This window comes from Arthrobacter sp. DMZ02-1R, from assembly GCF_057747935.1.
In genome coordinates, this window is sequence record NZ_CM173230.1 from 4359640 (window position 1) to 4379366 (window position 19727).

21 protein-coding genes are annotated in these 19727 nt (G+C 62.6%); 9 read left to right on the forward strand and 12 right to left on the reverse strand.

Annotation, left to right across the window (positions count from 1 at the left end):
* Positions 1-238 precede the first annotated feature (238 nt).
* A complete protein-coding gene (locus AC3ANQ_RS20695; protein ID WP_488302765.1) occupies positions 239-1585 on the forward strand; it encodes an aspartate kinase in 1347 nt (448 codons plus the stop codon).
* Positions 1586-1687: 102 nt separating this feature from the next.
* Here AC3ANQ_RS20695 and AC3ANQ_RS20700 read toward each other — a convergent pair whose 3' ends face one another.
* The gene (locus AC3ANQ_RS20700; RefSeq protein WP_488302766.1) at positions 1688-1867 is read right to left on the reverse strand and encodes a hypothetical protein; all 180 of its coding nucleotides are present in this window, start codon (positions 1865-1867) and stop codon (positions 1688-1690) included.
* Between the two features lie 222 nt (positions 1868-2089).
* Positions 2090-2299 (reverse strand): hypothetical protein, encoded by a 210-nt coding sequence (locus tag AC3ANQ_RS20705; protein ID WP_488302767.1) that lies wholly within the window; start codon positions 2297-2299, stop codon positions 2090-2092.
* A gap of 126 nt (positions 2300-2425) precedes the next feature.
* Between AC3ANQ_RS20705 and AC3ANQ_RS20710 the strand changes: the two genes are divergently transcribed.
* From AC3ANQ_RS20710 to AC3ANQ_RS20725, 4 genes are read left to right on the forward strand one after another with little or no spacing between them, the layout of a single operon-like run.
* The gene (locus AC3ANQ_RS20710; protein WP_488302768.1) at positions 2426-2920 is read left to right on the forward strand and encodes a MarR family winged helix-turn-helix transcriptional regulator; all 495 of its coding nucleotides are present in this window, start codon (positions 2426-2428) and stop codon (positions 2918-2920) included.
* Positions 2921-2945: 25 nt separating this feature from the next.
* Complete coding sequence (locus AC3ANQ_RS20715; protein WP_488302769.1) at positions 2946-3503, forward strand: SSI family serine proteinase inhibitor; 558 nt, start codon at positions 2946-2948, stop codon at positions 3501-3503.
* On the forward strand, positions 3400-4443 hold the full coding sequence (locus AC3ANQ_RS20720) for a 3-methyladenine DNA glycosylase (protein ID WP_488302770.1): 1044 nt from the start codon (positions 3400-3402) through the stop codon (positions 4441-4443). Before AC3ANQ_RS20715 ends, AC3ANQ_RS20720 begins: the two co-directional genes overlap by 104 nt.
* Entirely contained in the window at positions 4440-4811 is a 372-nt protein-coding gene (locus tag AC3ANQ_RS20725) for a serine protease inhibitor (protein ID WP_488302771.1), read from the forward strand. Before AC3ANQ_RS20720 ends, AC3ANQ_RS20725 begins: the two co-directional genes overlap by 4 nt.
* Before the next feature lie 297 nt (positions 4812-5108).
* Here the strand turns inward: AC3ANQ_RS20725 and AC3ANQ_RS20730 are convergent, their stop codons facing one another.
* Both AC3ANQ_RS20730 and AC3ANQ_RS20735 read right to left on the reverse strand, forming a co-directional pair.
* Positions 5109-8282 (reverse strand): S8 family serine peptidase, encoded by a 3174-nt coding sequence (locus AC3ANQ_RS20730; protein ID WP_488302772.1) that lies wholly within the window; start codon positions 8280-8282, stop codon positions 5109-5111.
* 516 nt (positions 8283-8798) lie between these two features.
* On the reverse strand, positions 8799-8984 hold the full coding sequence (locus AC3ANQ_RS20735) for a hypothetical protein (RefSeq protein WP_488302773.1): 186 nt from the start codon (positions 8982-8984) through the stop codon (positions 8799-8801).
* A gap of 318 nt (positions 8985-9302) precedes the next feature.
* Between AC3ANQ_RS20735 and purS the strand changes: the two genes are divergently transcribed.
* Genes purS through purL form a run of 3 tightly spaced genes read left to right on the forward strand, consistent with a single transcriptional unit; the run spans position 9303 to position 12626 of the window.
* Positions 9303-9554, forward strand: coding sequence for a phosphoribosylformylglycinamidine synthase subunit PurS (gene purS / locus AC3ANQ_RS20740; protein WP_028265707.1), 252 nt, complete (start codon positions 9303-9305; stop codon positions 9552-9554).
* Between the two features lies 1 nt (position 9555).
* Positions 9556-10311 carry a phosphoribosylformylglycinamidine synthase subunit PurQ gene (gene purQ / locus AC3ANQ_RS20745; RefSeq protein ID WP_488302774.1) on the forward strand — a complete coding sequence of 252 codons (756 nt, stop codon included), beginning with the start codon at positions 9556-9558 and terminating at the stop codon, positions 10309-10311.
* Entirely contained in the window at positions 10308-12626 is a 2319-nt protein-coding gene (gene purL, locus AC3ANQ_RS20750) for a phosphoribosylformylglycinamidine synthase subunit PurL (protein ID WP_488302775.1), read from the forward strand. Before purQ ends, purL begins: the two co-directional genes overlap by 4 nt.
* Positions 12627-12882: 256 nt before the next feature.
* Here purL and AC3ANQ_RS20755 read toward each other — a convergent pair whose 3' ends face one another.
* From AC3ANQ_RS20755 to AC3ANQ_RS20785, 7 genes are all read right to left on the reverse strand, one after another.
* Positions 12883-13176: a DUF503 domain-containing protein gene (locus AC3ANQ_RS20755; RefSeq protein WP_488302776.1), complete on the reverse strand. Its 294-nt coding sequence runs from the start codon at positions 13174-13176 to the stop codon at positions 12883-12885.
* A 477-nt stretch (positions 13177-13653) separates the two neighbouring features.
* Positions 13654-14547, reverse strand: a complete 894-nt coding sequence (locus AC3ANQ_RS20760; protein WP_488302777.1) for a carbohydrate ABC transporter permease — start codon at positions 14545-14547, stop codon at positions 13654-13656.
* Positions 14547-15572, reverse strand: coding sequence for a carbohydrate ABC transporter permease (locus AC3ANQ_RS20765; protein WP_488302778.1), 1026 nt, complete (start codon positions 15570-15572; stop codon positions 14547-14549). Before AC3ANQ_RS20765 ends, AC3ANQ_RS20760 begins: the two co-directional genes overlap by 1 nt.
* Positions 15569-16978 carry an N-acetylglucosamine/diacetylchitobiose ABC transporter substrate-binding protein gene (ngcE, locus tag AC3ANQ_RS20770; protein ID WP_488302779.1) on the reverse strand — a complete coding sequence of 470 codons (1410 nt, stop codon included), beginning with the start codon at positions 16976-16978 and terminating at the stop codon, positions 15569-15571. The genes AC3ANQ_RS20765 and ngcE overlap by 4 nt, the downstream gene beginning before the upstream one ends.
* Positions 16979-17186: 208 nt before the next feature.
* Positions 17187-17816 (reverse strand): hypothetical protein, encoded by a 630-nt coding sequence (locus AC3ANQ_RS20775; protein WP_488302780.1) that lies wholly within the window; start codon positions 17814-17816, stop codon positions 17187-17189.
* 82 nt (positions 17817-17898) lie between these two features.
* Complete coding sequence (locus AC3ANQ_RS20780; protein WP_488302781.1) at positions 17899-18300, reverse strand: MmcQ/YjbR family DNA-binding protein; 402 nt, start codon at positions 18298-18300, stop codon at positions 17899-17901.
* 26 nt (positions 18301-18326) lie between these two features.
* Positions 18327-18899, reverse strand: coding sequence for a polysaccharide deacetylase family protein (locus AC3ANQ_RS20785; RefSeq protein WP_488302782.1), 573 nt, complete (start codon positions 18897-18899; stop codon positions 18327-18329).
* 19 nt (positions 18900-18918) lie between these two features.
* Between AC3ANQ_RS20785 and AC3ANQ_RS20790 the strand changes: the two genes are divergently transcribed.
* The gene (locus tag AC3ANQ_RS20790) at positions 18919-19218 is read left to right on the forward strand and encodes a hypothetical protein (protein ID WP_488302783.1); all 300 of its coding nucleotides are present in this window, start codon (positions 18919-18921) and stop codon (positions 19216-19218) included.
* 26 nt (positions 19219-19244) lie between these two features.
* On the opposite strand, the gene AC3ANQ_RS20795 is transcribed toward AC3ANQ_RS20790, so the two are convergent.
* Positions 19245-19667 carry a CoA-binding protein gene (locus AC3ANQ_RS20795; RefSeq protein WP_488302784.1) on the reverse strand — a complete coding sequence of 141 codons (423 nt, stop codon included), beginning with the start codon at positions 19665-19667 and terminating at the stop codon, positions 19245-19247.
* Positions 19668-19727: the final 60 nt, after the last annotated feature.

The following is a 19727-nucleotide window of genomic DNA, read 5'->3' on the forward strand; positions in this document are numbered from 1 at the left end:
TTTCCCCCAGACAGAATAAGAACGCTTCAATTCCTGCGAGCCCACGTGCCCTCAGGCTGCGTATTTCTTGATCGTACGCCACGCTAAAACGCCGGACATCCACCCCAAGGCCGAGATTTGGTCACAATTCCCCTGCCCGCGGCGCCCGGCGATAAACTGGCCAAATAAAGCTACGTAGCCGTGCCGTTATCAGGCCAAGCAACGTATGATCCCCAATTGATGCAGTGAGGGTGCGCGCATGAGTTTGCCCACTACCGATGTGAAAACCGAAGACCTGTCCGCTCAGACTGCCATCACGAAGCAGCTGATAGTGCAGAAGTTCGGTGGCTCCTCGGTGTCCGACGCCGAAGGCATCAAGCGTGTTGCCCGCCGCGTGGTTGACGCACAAAAGGCCGGCAACGAGGTTGTTGTGGTGGTTTCGGCCATGGGAGACACCACGGACGAGCTCCTGGATCTCGCCGCCCAAGTCACCGATTCAGCTCCCGCCCGCGAAATGGACATGCTCCTCTCCGCAGGTGAGCGCATCTCCATGGCCCTGCTGGCCATGGCCATCAACAAGTTCGGCGCCTCCGCCCAGTCGTTCACCGGCTCACAGGCCGGCATGATCACGGACGGCATCCACGGCAAGGCCCGCATTATCGACGTCGACCCCCACCGCATCCGCACTGCCCTGGACAAGGGACATATCGCCATCGTGGCCGGCTTCCAGGGCATGAGCCACAGCACCAAGGAGATCACCACCCTTGGCCGCGGCGGATCCGATACCACTGCGGTGGCTCTCGCCGCTGCGCTGGAAGCCGACGTCTGCGAGATCTACACGGACGTCGACGGCATCTACACGGCGGACCCGCGTGTGGTCCCGACGGCACAGAAGATCGACCGTATCTCCAGCGAGGAAATGCTGGAATTGGCAGCTTCCGGTGCCAAGATCCTGCACTTGCGCTGCGTGGAGTATGCCCGCCGCTTTGGCGTGCCACTGCACGTCCGTTCCTCATTCAGCCACAACGAAGGCACCTGGGTCCTGCCCAGCGCCGATGACAAGATCACGATTCAAGAGGGAGTTGCCTTGGAGCAGCCAATCATCTCCGGCGTTGCGCACGACCGTTCAGAAGCCAAGGTCACCGTGGTCGGCGTCCCGGACATCCCCGGCAAGGCCGCCGCAATTTTCCAGGTCATCGCCAAGGCACACTCGAACATCGACATGATCGTTCAGAACGTGTCCACTCACGGCACCGGCCGCACGGACATTTCCTTCACGCTGCCCATCGTGGAAGGCGCCGACGCCCTCACGGCCCTCCGCGCCGCGCAGCCGGAAATCGGCTTCGAAAGCATCGAGTACAACGAAAACGTCGGCAAGCTTTCCCTGATAGGCGCCGGCATGCGTTCGCACCCGGGCGTCTCCGCCACGTTCTTCAAGGCGCTTTCGGACGCGGGCATCAACATCAACATGATCTCCACCTCGGAAATCCGCATCTCCGTGGTCACCCACGCCGATCTGCTGGATGACGCCGTGCGCGCCATCCACAAGGCGTTCGAGCTCGACGGCGAAGCCGAGGCAACCGTCTACGGCGGCACCGGCCGCTAGCCGAACTCCGCCGTCGGGATCTAGGGTACTTAAAAGTAAAAGAACCGGGGCTCACGCTCCGGTTCTTTTACTCTCCTGCGGATTTGTGGCCGCAACGCGGCCTCAGGCGTCTTCCTTGCGGATTCCGTAGTGGTGGCCTTGGTCGTCTGTTTCGACGACGAAATGCCCCAGTTCTTCTTCGGACGCCTGTTCGAAGTCGTCATGCTTGTGGACTACGGGTGTATCAATGTCGCCCCGGGTCGCCGGGCCGAACCAGAAACGCAGTCGATCTGTCACCTTCATAAAGCTATCGAGCGCATGTCCCACAATTCCCACCTCCTTCCCCGCTACGAGGTCCAGCCGTGAGGTTGGAGCTGAGTGGTTCCAGTGAGGCAATTTTACGCCCGGAACCCGCAAAAGGCGCGTGGGCGCCCACGCCGGCGAGGAACCCTGCCTGGGAGCCGGTGGGGACCCGCGAAGGCTGGGAGCCGGTGGGGACCTGCGTCCATCGAGGAGCGGTTGGCCTTAGCGGAGGGATTTGTCGTCAGGGTTCTTGGGGACCACGTAGGTGCTGCCGTCTGGTCTGCGGATGGTCTCCCATTGCTGTGCCTCGGCCTGGCGTCGCGCGAGGAGGATCCGGTTCTCCTCGGTCATTTCGTGATCCAGGGAACTGCTGTGCGCCGGCCCGAAAATGATCCGCAGCTTGCCAGTTGCACGCATGAATCTCTGGGTCATGGTCTCTTTGGCCACCTGGTCTACCCTCTCTCAAAAGGATCTTGTCCGTTAAGAGTACACTAACAGTTAGTGTACTAACTATTCCGGTCAGAACGGCCGGGCATCCGACACGGAACGGAGCAAACCATGGCTGCCGCAGGCACACCCGTTGCCCTCGAAACCACCACGCCGCCCGAAGACGACCTGCTGCTTGAGCGTCAATTGTGCTTCGCCCTGACGGTGGCATCGCGGAGCGTGGTGGGCGTCTACAAGCCGGTGCTTGAAAAGATGGGGCTGACACATCCGCAATATCTCGTGATGCTGGCCCTGTGGGAACGCAGTCCCCGCACACTCAAGGACATCAGCGAGGCACTCCTGCACGAGCCGGCCACTCTTTCGCCCATCCTGCGCCGGCTCGAAGAAGCGGGCTTCGTGACCCGCAACCGCATCCACGGAAACGAGCGGGCCCTCGCCATTACTCTTACCGAAGCCGGCGCCGCCCTCAGGCAGCAGGCAACGGCCGTGCCGGGAACCATCATGGAGCGGCTCCACCTCACGCGGACCGAAGTAGCGGAACTGCACCGGGCGATGACCGGGCTTATCGCGGCCACTCAACTCCCCGGAGCGGCCGCCGGGCGATAAACTGGCAGGAATCAAGGAGATCCCCATGCGTTTGCGATTAGTCCGGTACATTCTGGCTGTCCTCGCCGTCGCCGGGCTCGCCGCCTGCACGCCGGGCACCGGGGGCGGCTCGCCCAGCAGCTCGGCCCCTGGCAGCAGCGCGTCCTCCACGCCGTCGCCCAGCCCCACCGGACTCCTGCCGGACGAGACTGAATCTCCCAGCGCCAAACCGACCCCTTCCTTCACCACCACTCCCGGGCGCGGAGAAGCCGAACTTTCCATCATCGTCAAGCCGTCCGCCACTGCAGCCGCGGAAAGCTATACCCTCGTCTGCACCGACGGCGTCCCCGCCGCGGAGAGCCACCACCCCACTGCAGCCGCAGGGTGCGCAGCCCTGAAGAAGAACCCGGCCCTTCTCACACGCACGCCACGCCCCAGCGACCAGGTCTGCGACCAGCGCTACGGCGGTCCCCAGACTGCTACAGTCACCGGGGCCGTGGATGGCGTGGGCGTCGAATCCTCCTACAAACTCACTGACGGCTGCGAAATCGCCGCATGGGCCGCCGTCGCCGACATCCTGGGTGCCAGCGGTGCCGGAGCCTAGGCAGAAGCACCTTCCGCAAGAGAAATGGCTTGCGCTGGAGGCTGCCCACCACGCCCGCGTTGCGCGCTACGCCAAGCCGTACTTGGCCCGGCGCTCGGCCGGCCAGAAGCATCCCGTGGAAGACTTCCTCTTCACCTACTACACCCAGAAACCCGGCCAGCTGCTGCGCTGGCACCCCGGGGACGGCGTCGTCCTCTCCGGCCCGAGGGCGGCAGAGCGGGCGGGGTGGAAGTATTACCGAGTGCTCGACGACGGCGCGCTGGCGGCCGCGGGCCTGCCTGCCGGTACCGTCGCGGTCACCTTCGATCGCGGCCAGTTCGTGTCCGATCGCACCGAAGCTCTCCGCTTCGCGGGCATCATCCTCGCGGGGACCGTTGCGCGGCCCGCCCAGTTTGGCTGCTTCGGCCTGCACGAATGGGCCATGGTCTACAGGCAGGACAAGTTCGATCTTCGCCACGAATACCTCAAGCTGCGGCTCGGCTCCGAAGGCACGGACGCCGTGGTGCAAGACAACCGGATCCGCTGCTCGCACTTCGACGCCTTCCGTTTCTACACTCCAGACGCCACCTCCCTCAACGAACTCACCCCCACTCGGGAAAACCAGCGGACCATGGAGCAACCCGGTTGCCTGCACGCCAACATGGACCTCTACAAGTGGGCATACAAGCTGACCCCTGCACTGCCCAGCGAGCTGGTGATGGATTGCTTCGATCTGTCTTGGCGGATCAGGGCCATGGACATGCAGGCCTCCCCATACGACCTTGAAGAATGGGGCTATCCGGCTATCAGGATTGAGACACCGCAGGGCAAGGCCGAGTACGTTGAATATCAGCGGGCATTCGCCGCCGAAGCCCAAGAACTCCGCGCGCGGGTCCTGGACGAAATGAGGCCGCTTCTCGAGCTCCTGGTGCCGGCACAGTCTCACAAAGGACACTCATGACTTCAAGCAATGGAAAGTACGACGTCGAACTCACCATCACGCTGACCGAGGCGCCAGGCGCTGTGGATCACGAGTTCGTCCTGCTCGGCTCGGGCGGCGAAGTCTCCGAAGGCTCAACTCTTCCGGACGCTCGCGCCGCGCTTGCCGCCGTCGAGCAATTCGGCGAAGAGATCTTCTTTCCGATTCCGCGGCCGGACCGGATCTGCACGCAGCAATACGGCGGCCCACAGGTAGCCGTAGTGACGGGCCGGTTCCGCGGACGCGAGGTGAGCAGCCGCTTCAGCCGGACGGACGGCTGTGAGATCGCCCGTTGGGGCACCATGGCCGCACTCCTCGGCGGCATCTCCGGGTCCACGGGAAACATCTAGGCAGGGCACCCCCAACCCGACCCTCACTCACATATAGGGGACAAAACCGGAACGCTCCTGCAGATGTAACGCCCCTCAACCCGCCCCTCACTCACATATAACGCCCCCAACCCGACCCTCACTCACATATGACGCCACCCAACCCGACCCTCACTCACATCATCTGCAGGAGCGTTCCCCCATTTGGGCTCAAATATGAGCGAGCGTCCGGGATTCCGGCCGCACAGGTGGGAGAGCGGCCGGCGGTATATCCCGCCGGCCGCTCTCTCGTTCTTGTGTCAGAGCATAATCGCCTTATCAAAGGGCGTTGTCTGACTGGTCCTCTTCCTCATTCTGCAGCTTGCCCTTGCCGTGCTCGCCTTCTTGGTCATCCTTCGGCACCACGGACACGCTGCCGTTCGCCGAGATCAGGACTGAGACAAAGGTCGGTGCGCTGGTGCCGGCAAACGTGAGCCGACCGATGTAGGAACCCGGAGTCAGCTTGCTCCACGCGAAGGTGAGTTTTCCCGCTTTGCCGTTCTTCAGCTGGATCGGATTGGGAGTGACTGTGGCGTTGCCTTGGTTTGCTCCCAGGATAGCGGCATCAACACTGGCCTTGGTGGGCCGGTTATTGGGGCTTGCAAACAGGTTCGCGATGATGGTGTACGTCCCCGGCGCCGGGTTGTCGAGGGAGAGCGATTCGCTGGCACTGGGTGTGGCAGCGGTGAACAACTGGCCTGTCGGCGAAAGCACATACAGATCGAAATCCGCGGTGGGGTCGGAGGAGATCACCGAGAACTTCGCGAAGGGTGTTCCAGGGGGAACCGTGGCGGTCTTGACGAAGTTCGAGGCATTGGTGGCAATAGCCACGGGACCCGGAATAAGCTCGGCGGCCGAGGAATCAGCCTTGGAGAGACCGTCAATGGTCACGGCGGTGGGTGAGTCGGTACCGGAGACGATATTGATGTCAGCGGAACCACTGGCTTGCTGGGATGTGAAGGCGACGCTCTTGGAGGCCACCACCGACTGCGGACGGACGGCAATCGGAGAGACCACCGACTTGTCGGCGCTCTCCCATTTCAGGGATCCCATGGCGAACGTACCAAGTGCCGCGTTCTTGTTTTCGAAGGTCACCTTGAAGGTCTTCTTCTGGCCGGCCTCGTTGAAGTTCAGCACGGACGGAGTGACCTTGACGTCAACGCCAGGGACGTTGGCCGTGGCCCGGTACTGGCCCGGGGTCAGGGCCGTAACCGTACGTGTGACCTCGATCTTGCCAGCCAGGTTTCCGAGGGCGAACGACGGGAGGTTCATGTCGCGTGGCAAGGTGGAACCAAGGCCCGGCCTGCCGAGATCGACGCCGGTACCCTGGATGAACTTCAGGTAGTCCTCGGTTCCGGCGTCATAGACCAGGCCTGGCTCCAGCACACTGGCCGGGTTCATCTCTCCTGCACCGGTGGCGAAGACGTCCTGGTTCTTGGTTCCATCGGCCAGCTTGACGTCACTTGCCGTTGTCATCATGGCCGATTTGACCGCTGCCGGGGACCAATCGGGATTCTGCGCCATGATCAAGGCTCCGAAACCTGCAATGTGCGGCGACGCCATGGATGTACCGGACATGAATCCGTATTCATCACCTTTGCTGCCGATGGGCGAAACACCTGCCAGCACGGCAACACCAGGAGCGGAAACGTCCGGCTTGAGCAGATCCGAATCGGTGGCAAGGAGAGGGCCGCGGGAGGAGAATCCGGCGATTTGCGGCTGTGCCTCGAGCGGAAGCCCGGTGGTGTCGTGGTCAACCAGGGAAACAGTAATTCCGGGGTTGGCTGCCACTTTGTCCTTGATGGCCTTCGTGGCCGGCGGGTTCACGTGGACTGTGGGAACAGAATGCTTGTCAGTGTCCAGCGAAGAACTGGTGAGGTTCACGAGGATCATGCCGACGCCTCCGCCACGGAGCACCTCCGCGCTCTTGGCGACGCGGTCAACCACGCCTCGGTCACACACCACTACCTTGCCCGCGATCTTCACCGGGTCCAAGGACCCAGGCGCACAGAGCGCTGCGTTGCCGGCGCCTGAGGCAGCGTTTGCAGAGAGCACGACGCCGGCCCCGCTCACCTGGCGGTTCATGATGCTGGCTCCGCGGAACTTGCTGCCGTCAGAGAATTCGATGGTTCCCTGCAGCTCCTGCGAGAAGGAGCTAGCCGCAACCGTGGTCATCCAGGGTGCGCCGTGGTTCACGGTGCCGGCCTGCGGGCCTGAGTTTCCGGCGGACGCGGCGACGAAGATGCCCGCCGAAGCGGCAGAGAGGAATGCCAGCGAGACGGGATCGGTGGTGGTGTCCGTAGCGCCGGAGATGGAGTAGTTCAGGACGTCCACGCCGTCGGCGATAGCTTGGTCAATGGCCGAGATGGCCGCGGAGCTGTAGCAGCCGCCCGAGTTGGGGTTGGTGTCTTCCCAGCAGATCTTGTAAATCGAAAGCTTGGCAGCCGGCGCAATACCGCTCGTCTTGCCGAAACTGCGGCCATCCACGAACGTCTCCACCCCGGGGTTGCCCGCGGCGGTGCTGGCAGTGTGCGTACCATGGCTCGCGACGTCGATGGGCGAGATCTGTTCCTGGGGCGCCCGTTGGGCTGGCGGAACCGATTGCAAGAAGGCATCGGCGAAATAGTGGGCGCTGAGGACCTTGGAATTGCAGGCGCTGCCGTCAAACGCCGCCCCGTTGCCGGTGCCCTTCTGGCATTCGCCTACGAAGGTATCCCCGTTGGCCTTCAGCATGGCGATCTTGCCGTCACTGGTGCGGTAAGGGACGCCTACCTGCGGGTCCCCGACCAACGGCTGGACGGGATCGCCGGCGAAGAACTTACTGGTGGGTGTGTAGCCGGTGTCGATCACACCGACCACTGTGCCCTTGCCTGCCTGGTCCTGGCCGCCGAACTGGGTATTCCAAATCCCGTTCGGCCCACTGAGGTTGAAGAAATCGGTGGTGGAGTAGTCAGGAGCCGACTGGGTGTCCGGGGCCACGAGGAGAACATTTGGGTTCTTCGCGAGGTTGACGGCCTGGTTCGCGGAAAGAGTGGCGCTGAAGCCGTTGATGGCTGTGGTGTAGTCGCGATTGATGCTCACGCTCTGCTGATTGGCCACTTCCTGCTGCTTCTGCTGCAAGTGGGCCTGGTACTGCTTCACTTCGGCCTTGCCGACGTCGAGCTTCTTGCCCACTTGCGGTTTGGTGGGCACATAACCGGGCGTTCCGCCGTCGTAAGTGGCCGCTGGCTTCTCTGCCAGCACCACGACGTATCGGCCGTCTTGATAGGACTTGGGGTCGACATTCCGGGCAACCGCCGCAACCGTTGATCCAAAGACCGTTGAGCCGGAAGCGGGCGCAGCTTGAGCGGGTGTCAACGCCACGGAGGAGAGCAGAACCGGCAGTCCGACAGCTAGCGCCGCAGCTTTTCGAAGCCCCCCGCTGCCAATGAAGCTCTTTCCTTGTGAATTCACGAGTGATTGCACCTTTCCGGGCGATCGTGGCGGTCATGTCAAGATCAATCAACTAAGGATGGACACCGATTGACAGTTTTTGTAATCAGGTAAGGCCCAGCCGATTCATAGAGTACAGAGCGATAGTGGAATATGACATAGGACATATTCCACGTTTTTTGTCACGTCATTCGGCATCAGAATACATCCGCACGCAGCAGCGGGCACGCCCCCGTCGGGAGGGGACGTGCCCGCTGTGCGGAAGTTCAGCTATGGATGACTAAGACAGGCTGCCGGAACTCAGTCGTGTTCGTACGTCAGGCAATCAGCAGCCTCTGTACCAGGGCCGATCCGGACGTCGTGGGCCTCGCACATGAGGTTGTTGCTGTGGGTGCATTCGGAGCGCTGGCAGGCACGGGGAAATTCCTTGACAGCAATTCCAAAGCTACTCCCGGATACGCGCCTTTAGCCCGGAAGATTAGCGCATTTGTGCGTACCGTAATGCGACCCAAGCGTGGTGTCAGCGGACAGGCCGGGCTAAGAATGGATCCCTCGCAAGGCGTCGCTGATTTTGGCCCTTGTCGACGCATCCGGCGGCACCGAAATGCGGTTCTCCCGGGCCGCCCGGTCTGCTTTGATCCTCTGGAAAACCATCCTCCCCAGGCCAGCAAAAACCGCCGCAAGGATCACGGGCAAAACCATCGACTTAGCGTTCTCGGCCATGCCGCAATCCTAGTGACGCAAACCACTGCAAGCCAGAGCCGCCGTCGGGCATTGAAAAACCCCGACGGCGGCAGGCAGCCGCCGCGAATTGGTGCGGTCCGTGGGGCCTCTTCACCGATCTCCCGTAAATAGGGTATGTAGCGATTTGGCCGGTAGAATGGGCGTGCAAGCTCGCGGAGCGCCCCCCTTATTCCGTAAGACACTGCATCCAAACACTGTCGCTGAACGCTGTCGGATGCGGTTCCGGCGTGAGACGGCACCACTCCGCGGCAGCCTTTGACCAAGGTTTAACCAACGCTCACGCACAGGAGTTACCGGATGCCCCGGATCGTCGTCGACGTCATGCCCAAGCCCGAGATTCTGGACCCGCAGGGGAAGGCCATCGTGGGCGCGCTGCCCCGCCTCGGCTTCACCAGCTTTAGCGCAGTCCGCCAGGGCAAGCGCTTTGAACTGACCGTCGACGGCGAGGTGACCGACGCCATCCTCGCCCAGGCCCGCGAAGCTGCCGAGACCCTGCTGTCCAACCCGGTGATCGAAGACGTCGTCAACGTCGAGGTCGTCGAGGCCTGACATGACTGAACTTCCTTTGATCGGCGGAGCCCCTGTGGCCGTCGAGCCCCGCTTGGTCGGGGCCAAGATCGGCGTAGTCACCTTCCCCGGCACCCTCGACGACCGCGACGCCGCCCGTGCGGTACGCCTGGCAGGCGGCACCGCCGTCGCGCTCTGGCACGCAGACACTCACCTGGCAGATGTGGACGCGGTGGTCATCCCCGGCGGATTCTCCTACGGTGACTACCTGCGCGCCGGTGCCATATCGCGCTTCGCGCCCCTCATGTCGAAGATCATCGACGCAGCGAATTCCGATGCCAAGCTCCCTGTCCTGGGCATTTGCAACGGCTTCCAGATCTTGACCGAGTCGCACCTGCTGCCCGGCTCCATGATCAAGAACGACCACCTGAAGTTCTTGTGCCGCGACCAGGTCCTGCGCGTCGAGAACAACACCACCGTGTGGACCTCGGACTACGAGGCCGGCCAGGAAATCACCGTTCCGTTGAAGAACCAGGACGGCCAGTACATCGCGGACGAGAAGACCCTGGACGCCCTTGAGGCAGAGGGCCGCGTCGTGTTCCGCTATGTCGGATGGAACCCGAACGGTTCACGCCGCGACATCGCCGGCATCAGCAACGCCGCTGGCAACGTAGTGGGCCTCATGCCGCACCCGGAGCACGCGGTGGAGCCCGGATTCGGTCCGGAGTCCAACGCCGGCACCGATGGCTTGGGCTTCTTCACCTCCGTCCTGAACAAGATCGTGGGAGGCGCACAGTGACTACCTCAGCTGAAACCGTCGGCAAGAAGTTCAATATCGACACCGTCGAGAACGCAGCCAAGACCCCGGACACCGAGCTCCCCTGGGCCGAACTGGGCTTGAAGCAAAACGAGTTCGACGAGGTCGTGAAGGTCCTGGGTCGCCGCCCCACCGGTGCCGAGCTCGCCATGTACTCCGTGATGTGGAGCGAGCACTGCTCCTACAAGTCCTCGAAGAACCACCTACGCCAGTTCGGCGAAAAGGTGACCGAGGAGATGAAGAAGGACATGCTGGTGGGCATCGGCGAAAACGCCGGCGTCACCAACCTTGGCGACGGCTGGGCTGTGACGTTCAAGATCGAGTCCCACAACTCGCCGTCGTTCGTGGAGCCCTACCAGGGTGCCGCAACCGGCATTGGCGGCATTGTCCGCGACATCATCTCCATGGGCGCCCGCCCGGTTGCCGTGATGGATCCGCTGCGTTTCGGCGCCATCGACCACCCGGACACGGCCCGCGTCATGCATGGCGCAGTTGCCGGTATTGGTGGCTACGGCAACTCGCTTGGCCTGCCGAACATCGGCGGCGAAATGGTGTTCGATTCCGTGTACCAGGGCAACCCGCTGGTCAACGCGCTGGCCGTCGGCGTCATGCGCCACGAGGACATCCGCCTGGCCAATGCGTCCGGTAAGGGCAACAAGGTGGTCCTGTTCGGTGCACGCACCGGTGGCGACGGTATTGGCGGCGCCTCGGTGCTGGCCTCGGAGTCCTTCGACGACACCAAGCCGTCCAAGCGCCCCGCCGTCCAGGTGGGCGACCCCTTCGCCGAGAAGGTCCTGATCGAGTGCTGCCTGGAACTGTTCAAGGGTTCGCTGGTTGAGGGTATTCAGGACCTCGGTGCCGCGGGCATTTCCTGCGCCACGTCCGAGCTCGCCTCCAACGGCGACGGCGGCATGCAGGTTGAGCTGACCTCCGTCCTGCTGCGTGACCCCACTCTGACCCCAGGCGAAATCCTGATGTCCGAGTCCCAGGAACGCATGATGGCCGTTGTCACCCCCGAGAACATTGCCGCTTTCGAAGCGGTCATGGACAAGTGGGCCGTGGAGTACTCCTGGTTGGGCGAAGTGACCGATACCGGCCGCCTCATCATCACGTGGGAAGGCGAAGTCATTGTCGACGTCGACCCGCGCACCGTTGCCCACGACGGTCCGGTCTACGACCGCCCGTACTCGCGCCCTTCATGGCAGGATTCCGTCCAGGCTGATACCTTCACGGGCTCCGTGCAGGACGCCGGCCGTCCCTCCAGCTCCGGGGAACTGGCCGCCGCCGTCACCGAGCTGATTGCTTCGCCGAACATGTGCAGCAAGGCCTGGATCACCAAGCAGTACGATCGCTACGTCGGCGGCAACACCGCCATGGCGTTCCCGGACGACGCCGGAGTGGTCCGCGTGGACGAGGAAACCGGCCTTGGCGTGGCCCTGGCCACCGACGCCAACGGCCGCTACACCTACCTCGATCCGTACCACGGTGCACAACTGGCCCTGGCCGAGGCGTACCGCAACGTCGCCACCTCCGGCGCCGTGCCGATGGCCGTCAGCGACTGCCTGAACTTCGGTTCCCCCGAGGACCCTGACGTCATGTGGCAGCTAGCCGAGGCCATTCGTGGCCTGTCCGATGCTTGCATGGAGCTGGGTGTCCCGGTCACCGGCGGCAACGTCTCGCTGTACAACCAGACGGGTACCGTGCCGATCCATCCTTCCCCCGTAGTGGCTGTGTTGGGCAAGCTCGACGACGTCGCGCGCCGCACCCCGTCCGGCTGGAAGGAAGACGGCCAGGCCATCTACCTGCTGGGCACCACGGCCGCGGAGCTGGACGGTTCGGAGTGGTCCAACCTGCGCGGACACCTCGGCGGCTTGCCGCCGAAGGTTGACCTGTCCATCGAGCGTCAGTTGGGCGAAATCCTCATCAACGCTTCGCGCGACGGCATGATCGACGCCGCGCACGATCTCTCCGAGGGCGGCCTCGCCGCTGCACTGGTGGAGTCCTCGCTGCGCTACGGCGTCGGCGCCCGGATTGCGCTGGAGGAACTTGTGGAGCGCGACGGCGTGGACCTGTTCACGGCGCTGTTCTCCGAGTCCCAGGGCCGGGCCATCGTGTCTGTCCCGCGCTCCGAGGAAGTCCGCTTCAAGGACATGTGCACCGCCCGCGGCTTCGCCCACCTCCGGATCGGCGTAGTCGACGCTGCCAGCGGCAAGTTGGAGATCAACGGCGTGGATGAGCTGTCCTTGGACGCTCTCAGCGAAGCCCACGAGGCCACGCTGCCGAAGTACTTCGGCTAGCGCTCCCCACTATCGATTGCTCCCCACCGGCCCCGGTGGGGAGCAGCCGTTTTTAAAGCGCCCAACAGGTATCGGGGGTTGGAGGCAACGCTCGCTCACATATGCGCGCCTTCCGGCCAACGCTCGCTCACTTCTGGAGCCTTTTGACGTCACGCTCCTGCAGATGATCTGAGCGAGCGTCCCGCCAAAACCCCACAAACGTGAGCGAGCGTCCCGCCAGAACCCCACAAACGTGAGCGAGCGTCCAGGGTCCGGGTCAGTCCTCGCTGTGGAGGTCCCGGCGTCGGGCGCTCAGCAGCTCCAGTTCGGGGCGGGCGGCAACAAAGCGTTCGACGGCGTCGAGCACCTCCACAAGGTGCGCCCTGTCCGGCGCTACCGCGGCTGCGCCGATGAGGGCTCGGCGATGCTGGTCCAGGTGCCCGGTCTCGGCGGCGGAGACCTCGAAGCGTCGTTTCAACTCGGCGATCAGCGGACGCACGAGGGAGCGCTTCTCCTTCAGGCTGTGCACCTCTCCGAGGAGGATGTCGAACTCGATCCACGCGATCCACATGCGCCCATGGTATCGAGTAGCCGCATTTCATCCCTTCCGGTAGCCCACAGTGGCAGGACGAGGGCAGACCAAAAGGAGCTCCGTGGGCACAGACGATCATACGAACAACGCCGGCAATGCGGTGTCCCGGGGCGCCGATTCGGTGTCATCGCCTTGCGGATCGCGCTGGGGGAATCGGGGCAAGCCGACGAAAGCGGGGCCGTGGGCCAGATGGCTGCCGCGTCTGGCGGCACTGTCCTCCTGGTGATCATCGGGGCGGGTATAAAAGGAACCTGCGCGGAAAACCGTCCGGGCTCTTTGGAGATGCGTTCGCGGTGCTGGGCGTGGTGGGCTATTGCGCGAAGGGTGTGGCTCTCGGTGCCGTCGGGCTGCTCGTCCTGATCGCCACAGCTGCGCACGATCCCTCCCAGAAACGCACGACGGCGGTCCCCACCAAAGGTGAGAGCCGCCGTCGGGCGCCTATTTAGCTTGGTTGTGCTACTTGGACGTACCCTGCGATACGGAGCCTTGAAGCTGACGCTGGAAGATGACGTAGACGATCAGTACCGGAACCACAGTGACCGTGACGGCCGCGAACAAGGCGCCGAAGTCCACTGCATAACCCATCTGGCCGGCGAAGGCAGCCAGCCCTTGGGACAGCACGCGCGGCCCGGCTGCGTTGATCGCCACCGGAATCAGGAACTGGTTCCACAGGCCAAGGAAGTTGAAGATGGCCACGGAAGCGAGCCCGGGCTTGGCCATCGGCAACATGACTTGGAAGAACGTCCGCCACTCGCCCGCTCCATCCAAGGCAGCAGCCTCGGTGATTTCGTGGGGAAGGGACTTGAAGAAGGAGAACAGGAAGAACACCGTGAACGGCAGCGCAAAGCCGACATACACCAGGATGAGTCCCGGCAAAGTGTTCAGCAGGCCGATGTTCCGCATGATGAAGAACAGCGGGACCATGGCCAGGAAGATCGGGAAGGTCAGGCCAGCCAGCATCAGGTAGTAAATGGCCTTGCTGCCCGGGAAGGTGTAACGCGCAAGGATGTAAGCACACATAGCACCAAGGACCATGACGATCACGAGCGCCGAACCCACCACGACCACCGAATTCAGGAAGTAGCTTCCGATTCCGGCTTCGCTCCAGGCCCGGATGTAGTTATCGAACCGCCACTGCGAGGGCAAGGCGAACGGCGAGGCGAAGATCTCGCTGGACGTCTTGAAGGAGGACATGAAAGTCCAGAGCAAGGGCAGGATCACAATGAGGGACCAGATGGTCAGGGCCGTGTGCGAAACCGCGCCCACCACCTTGTCGCCGGTGGTCATGGCCGGCTTGCGAGGGGTGAAGTGCAGCGACTTCATTTCCTGGCTGGCTATTTTGGTAGTCATCAGAGGGACACATCCTTGTCGCCACCCGTGAGCCTGTTGACCAGGAACACGAGGCCGGAGAAGATCAGGGTGGCTACGGCCAGCACAACGCCCATGGCGCTGGCCAGGCCGAACTGGCCCTTGGTGAAAGCGGTAAAGAAGAGCTGCTGGGACATCACCAAGGTGGAGTTGTCCGGGCCACCGCCGGAGTTGAGGGCGGCCATGTAGACGAACGCATCGAGCGCCAGGATGCCCATGTAGATGTAGGCGGTCTGGATGTTGTCCCGGATCAACGGGATGGTGATGGACACGGCAGTGCGGAAACGCCCTGCCCCATCAATCCTGGCCGCCTCAAACAGCTCTGCCGGGATGCCCTTGATACCGGCGACGAACAGCACCATGTAGAAGCCGATGAAGCCCCATACGATCACGAACATCGTAGCGATCATGGCGGTGCTCTTGTCACCGAGCCAGGCGAAGGACTTGAACTGGTCCATGCCCATGGACGTGAGGATGCCGTTCAGCAGACCTCCGGAAGGATCGTAGATCTGGCCCCACATGATGCCGATCGCAATGGCAGGAATCGTGTAGGGGAAGAAAGAGACAACACGGTAGAAGCTCGAGTTGCGCAGGCCCTTGATCTGGCCCTTGCTGCTGCCTCCCACGGTCACCAAGGTTGCCAGCACCAGGCTGAGGATGATGGTGATGATCGGCAGGAAGATGACCAGCAGGATGTTGTTCCCCATGGCCTTCATGAAGATGTCATCCGTGAAGAGCTTCTGGTAGTTCTGGAAACCCGTGAAATTCATGTTGGGCGAGAAACCGCTCCAGTCCGTCATGGAGTAGTAAAACGCCTGGGCAAACGGTGAGATCACAAACAGGATGTACATGGCCAGAGGCAGGCCGAGGAAGACCACGAAGAAGCTGATCTTGTCGAACGTCAGGGGCTTGCGCCGCCTCTTGTAGACGGGTGGTGCGGCGTCCGGAACGACGACGGCGGACGCACCGTCGCCGACCCGGAGTGTTTTTGCTTTCACTGAAGTCACTTCACTTCAATCTTCTTGACCGAGCTGTCGTTGCGGACCTTGTCGGTGATCTTCTGCAAGTCCGACGTCAGGGTTGCGACGTCGGATTTTCCGTCGAGGAACGTGTTCCATACGACCAACTGGTCCTTGTTGGTGCCGTAGAGGTCGATGAAGTTCCAGGTGTAGATGTTGTCTCCAGCGTCGCCGAGCAGCTTGGTCTGGGAAACCAAAGCCGTGGATCCGAAACCATCGGCGGGAACTGTGTCCTTGACGATGGTGGGGGCCAGCTTGGTCTTGGCGAAGTTGGTGGCTGCATCCTTGGACAGCATGACGCGGAGCAGTTCCTTGCCGCCGGCGACGTTCTTGCCTTGCGAAGGAACCACGAACGGCTCGCCTGCTGCGCTGTGGAGTGCCGTATACGGCAGCTTGGAGCTGGTGGTCACTGAGGGGACCGGGGCGCCCGTCATCTTGAAGCCGGCCTTCGTCTGGTCCTTCATCTCGTTCTCGATCCACGAGCCGGACGGGTAGAACACTGCCTCTTGGGCGTTGCTCCACTGCGCCTGCGCCGCGGTGAACTGGGTGCCGGAACCGCCGGGCTTGAAGAACCCGGCCTTGACGATCTTTCCCATGGCAGTGAAGACGCTCTGGAGTGCCGGGTGGGACCAGCAATCTGCCTTGAGGTTTTCAAGGCCCAGACGGACATCGTGTCCACCTTCCTTGATGGCGGAGGCGATTGCCATCTCCTGGTAGTAGGTGGCGGCTTCCTTGCCCCAAACGAACAGGTACTTGCCCTTGGCCTTGGCCTGCTCGCCAAGCGCGTACATTTCGTCCCAGGTCTTGGGGACGGACCAGCCGTTGTCCTTGAGCAGGGCGTCGGAGTACCACATTGCGTAGACCGTCAGCACGTAGTCCAGGGCGGCCAGCTTGCCTTCGAAGGTACCCGGAGCAAGCACACCTCCATAGAGGGTGTCCTTGATGACCTTGCCTTCGAGGTTCTTGGCGTTGACCACGCTGGTGAGGTCTTCGAGCTGGGCCAGGATGGTGCTGAAGCCGATTGCCTTGGCTCCGGAGTTGTCGATCAAGTCCGGCGGGTTGCCTCCAACGAATCGCGGCTGGAGTTCCTGCGCGATGTCCGTCGAGGGGGCAATCTTGGCTGTGGAACCCGAATGTGCGCTTTCGAAGGCTTTGCCCGCGAAGTCAACATAGTCGATTCCGTAGCCGCCCTTGAAGATCACCGCGTCAACGGTGGACTTGTCTGCCATGCCGAACGGGTTGGCATCTGAAACGGTCCCCGTAGGACCGGTGGATCCTCCGCCGCCACCGGCTGCGCAGGAGGCCATCGAGCCGGCCAACGGCACAAGCACGGCCGCGGCAAGCGCGCCGCGGAGGAAACCACGACGTGCAAAGGACTGTTGCTGAACGTTCATCCTAAAACCCTCCAGAGACTCGTAGTACCGATTCTGACGGCACCTCGGCCGGCAGTGGATCGGTCCGGGCACCGCCGCTGCGACGCGCCCTTCGTGTGACATACTTCACCACGAGTGATTGAAAAGCAATATTTGAGGGCAGTTTCAATCAACTTTTGTCAAAATGTGATCTGTCGAAAATGCCCTTCCGGAGGGTCGTTTGGCCTGTTTAGCCCCGTAGATTCAAGGATTTTGCGCACTCGGCAACGGCCTCGCGCGCCCATTGCCGCTGTTGCTCGGTTCCTACCCGCTCAGCCCACTGCTCAGCGAGCTGGAACTCCACCATCGCCTCGGTGCGGCGACCGTCGTCGTAGAGCGCCCAACCGAGGTTGTTGTGCAGCGAAACCATCCACCGTTTGGTGCGGGGATCCTCGACGGCGGAGGCGTACTCGAGCGCACTTCGCGTCCATGATTCCTGATGGCCGGAGTCCGCGATGGCCAGCATATGAAGTGCGTCCACGGCGAGGAAATCATCGCCCAAGAGGTCCCCCAATTCGGCCGCCTGCTCAAAGAGCGGAACCGCCATGGCCGGGTGGCCCGCGGAGTTGAGCAAGCGTCCGCGTTCCAGGAGAATCCGCACCGCAAGCGTGGGCTCCTCTTCGGCGTCGATCCCGTCCAGGAGAGCATCTGCTTCCTCGAAGCGGCCCTGCAGGCCGATGGCCCGGCCCAATTGGGTGGCGAGCTCGGCCCGTTCAAAAGGATCGTAGGCGGGATCCGCCATGGCTTCGCGGAAACGGGCTTCCGACAGTGCAGGGTCCTCAAAATTCCACAGCTCATCGAGGGTCTTTTGTTCAAGCATCTGGCTCCTCCTGATTGCTTCGGGGCGATGGAAGGTGCGGTGCACTCACAATCTAACCGAAGCGGAGGACAGGGTCCGCGTGTTACCCCTTGGCGAGGCGAGCCCAGCCCAACTGTTCCTGCTGCTTGCGGCTCAACGACGAAACCACTAGGTCATACGAGTCCTCCACCATGTCCCGGACCATGGCGTCCGGAAGGGCGCCGTCCAAGCGCACGCCATTCCAGTGCGTCTTATTCATATGCCAAGCCCCGGTGATTTCCGGATGGGCCGCGCGCAATTGCACAGCCAAGGAAGGATCGCATTTGAGGCTCACCGCAAGGTTGTGGTCGTCCATGGCGGAGGCCGCGAACATTTTGCCTTCCTGCTTGCCTCCCCCGGACACGGCCGAACGGACCTTGAAAACCGATGTTTCCGGGCCGAACGGGAAGTCCTCAAAAACCCCGGGGAAGCCCAGGCAGATTCGGCGAAGGGTGGCAGCATCCATGCACTGAGACTAGCGGAGACCCGGCCTCAGGCAACGCCCAGGAAGTCCTCCAGGAGCACCACTTCCAGGCCGGCGGCGACCTGCGCAGAACGGAATGCCGCAAAATCGGCCGCGAATTCAGGGCGGAAATGCATCAGGACGATGTCGCCAGGCCGCAGCGAATTTCCATATTGGTAGTCCATGCGCCCGGCATTTGCCCTGACCTCCCAGGTAACGATCGCCTTCAGGCCTGCGGCGGCCACGGCTTGCCTCATAGCGGTGGAGTACGCACCCCCGGGCGGCCTGAACAACGTGGGCTTGCGGCCGTACTGCTGGACGGCGAAATCCTGCATGCCGGTGATGTCATCAAGCTGCCGCTGGTAGCCCCATTGGGTGGTCATGTTGACGTTGTGGCTGACCGTATGGTTTTCAACCAGGCTCCCCTGCGCCATGAACGCCTTGAAGAACGCAGGGTTGTCGCGGACCGTGTTGCTCGTCAGGAACAATGTGGCCGGATAGTCGTTCTCCGCGAGGAGTCGCACGCTTTCCGGGGACTTGACCACGCCATCGTCGATCGTCAGGAACACCACGGGAAGTTTGGTGGGTATTTTGGTGATCACAGGAGCCAGTCCACCTTGGATGGGCGGCAGCGTAAAGTCCGGGACAAAGGAGCGCCGCAGCCGCTTCGGGACACCGGGGCTCGGCGTTGGGCTCGTTGCGGCACTTGGCGATGCGGACGACGACGGCGCGGCGCCGGCACTGCTGGGAACCGCCGTCGGGCTTTCTACGGACCGGTTTCCGGGAGCCGTGCACGCTCCCAGCCCTGCCGCGAGGGACACCCCGAGAAAACCGAGCGCCGTGCGTCGGCTGGCAGTGGAAGGGTGGTCTTCACACATGGGTTCCCTGGCCTCGAATTCGGTGATTGCCCCCGGACTATAACAGCGGCCGGTTAACGGGAGGCATCGCTAGTTGTCGCTCCGCCAGCCCATCTGCGCCGGACAAGCGTTCATGACCACGTCCAGACCCGCCGCTTTGGCCCGCTCCGCTGCATCCTCATCAATCACGCCGAGCTGGAGCCACACGGCTTTCGCTCCCACCGCAATGGCCTCGTCAACCACGCCGCCAACGCGCGAAGAATTCACAAAGCAGTCGACGACGTCGATCGGCTGTTCGAGGGGCACATCGGCGAGGAACTTGTAGCCAGTTTCACCGTGGACGTCTTCGCCCTTTTGGTTGATCGGGACGATCTCCATGCCCATGGTGTCCCGAATGTAGAGAGCAACTTCGAACGCGGAGCGCCACTCATTCGTGCTGAGTCCGACGATTGCCCAGCGGCCCTTTGTTCGCATAAGCCGGTCAATGACTGCCGGATCGTTGACGTGTGTCATACCCCAAGCCTACTCCCGTGGTTTCGCGGCCCCTTGGCCGAATTATTGACAGGGATTCCG

Bases quoted from the DNA above. Each gene is read 5' to 3' on its own strand.
- AC3ANQ_RS20755 (WP_488302776.1), bottom strand. From the start codon at position 13,176: ATGTGGATCGCGTGGATCGAGTTCGACATCCTCCTCGGAGAGGTGCAC.
- purS (WP_028265707.1), top strand. From the start codon at position 9,303: ATGCCCCGGATCGTCGTCGACGTCATGCCCAAGCCCGAGATTCTGGAC.
- AC3ANQ_RS20705 (WP_488302767.1), bottom strand. From the start codon at position 2,299: ATGACCCAGAGATTCATGCGTGCAACTGGCAAGCTGCGGATCATTTTC.
- AC3ANQ_RS20775 (WP_488302780.1), bottom strand. From the start codon at position 17,816: ATGCTTGAACAAAAGACCCTCGATGAGCTGTGGAATTTTGAGGACCCT.
- AC3ANQ_RS20760 (WP_488302777.1), bottom strand. From the start codon at position 14,547: ATGACTACCAAAATAGCCAGCCAGGAAATGAAGTCGCTGCACTTCACC.
- AC3ANQ_RS20720 (WP_488302770.1), top strand. From the start codon at position 3,400: ATGGCGTGGGCGTCGAATCCTCCTACAAACTCACTGACGGCTGCGAAA.
- purQ (WP_488302774.1), top strand. From the start codon at position 9,556: ATGACTGAACTTCCTTTGATCGGCGGAGCCCCTGTGGCCGTCGAGCCC.
- AC3ANQ_RS20790 (WP_488302783.1), top strand. From the start codon at position 18,919: ATGGGCGGCAGCGTAAAGTCCGGGACAAAGGAGCGCCGCAGCCGCTTC.
- AC3ANQ_RS20735 (WP_488302773.1), bottom strand. From the start codon at position 8,984: ATGGCCGAGAACGCTAAGTCGATGGTTTTGCCCGTGATCCTTGCGGCG.
- ngcE (WP_488302779.1), bottom strand. From the start codon at position 16,978: ATGAACGTTCAGCAACAGTCCTTTGCACGTCGTGGTTTCCTCCGCGGC.
- AC3ANQ_RS20710 (WP_488302768.1), top strand. From the start codon at position 2,426: ATGGCTGCCGCAGGCACACCCGTTGCCCTCGAAACCACCACGCCGCCC.
- AC3ANQ_RS20700 (WP_488302766.1), bottom strand. From the start codon at position 1,867: ATGAAGGTGACAGATCGACTGCGTTTCTGGTTCGGCCCGGCGACCCGG.
- AC3ANQ_RS20795 (WP_488302784.1), bottom strand. From the start codon at position 19,667: ATGACACACGTCAACGATCCGGCAGTCATTGACCGGCTTATGCGAACA.
- AC3ANQ_RS20715 (WP_488302769.1), top strand. From the start codon at position 2,946: ATGCGTTTGCGATTAGTCCGGTACATTCTGGCTGTCCTCGCCGTCGCC.
- AC3ANQ_RS20725 (WP_488302771.1), top strand. From the start codon at position 4,440: ATGACTTCAAGCAATGGAAAGTACGACGTCGAACTCACCATCACGCTG.
- AC3ANQ_RS20695 (WP_488302765.1), top strand. From the start codon at position 239: ATGAGTTTGCCCACTACCGATGTGAAAACCGAAGACCTGTCCGCTCAG.
- AC3ANQ_RS20780 (WP_488302781.1), bottom strand. From the start codon at position 18,300: ATGGATGCTGCCACCCTTCGCCGAATCTGCCTGGGCTTCCCCGGGGTT.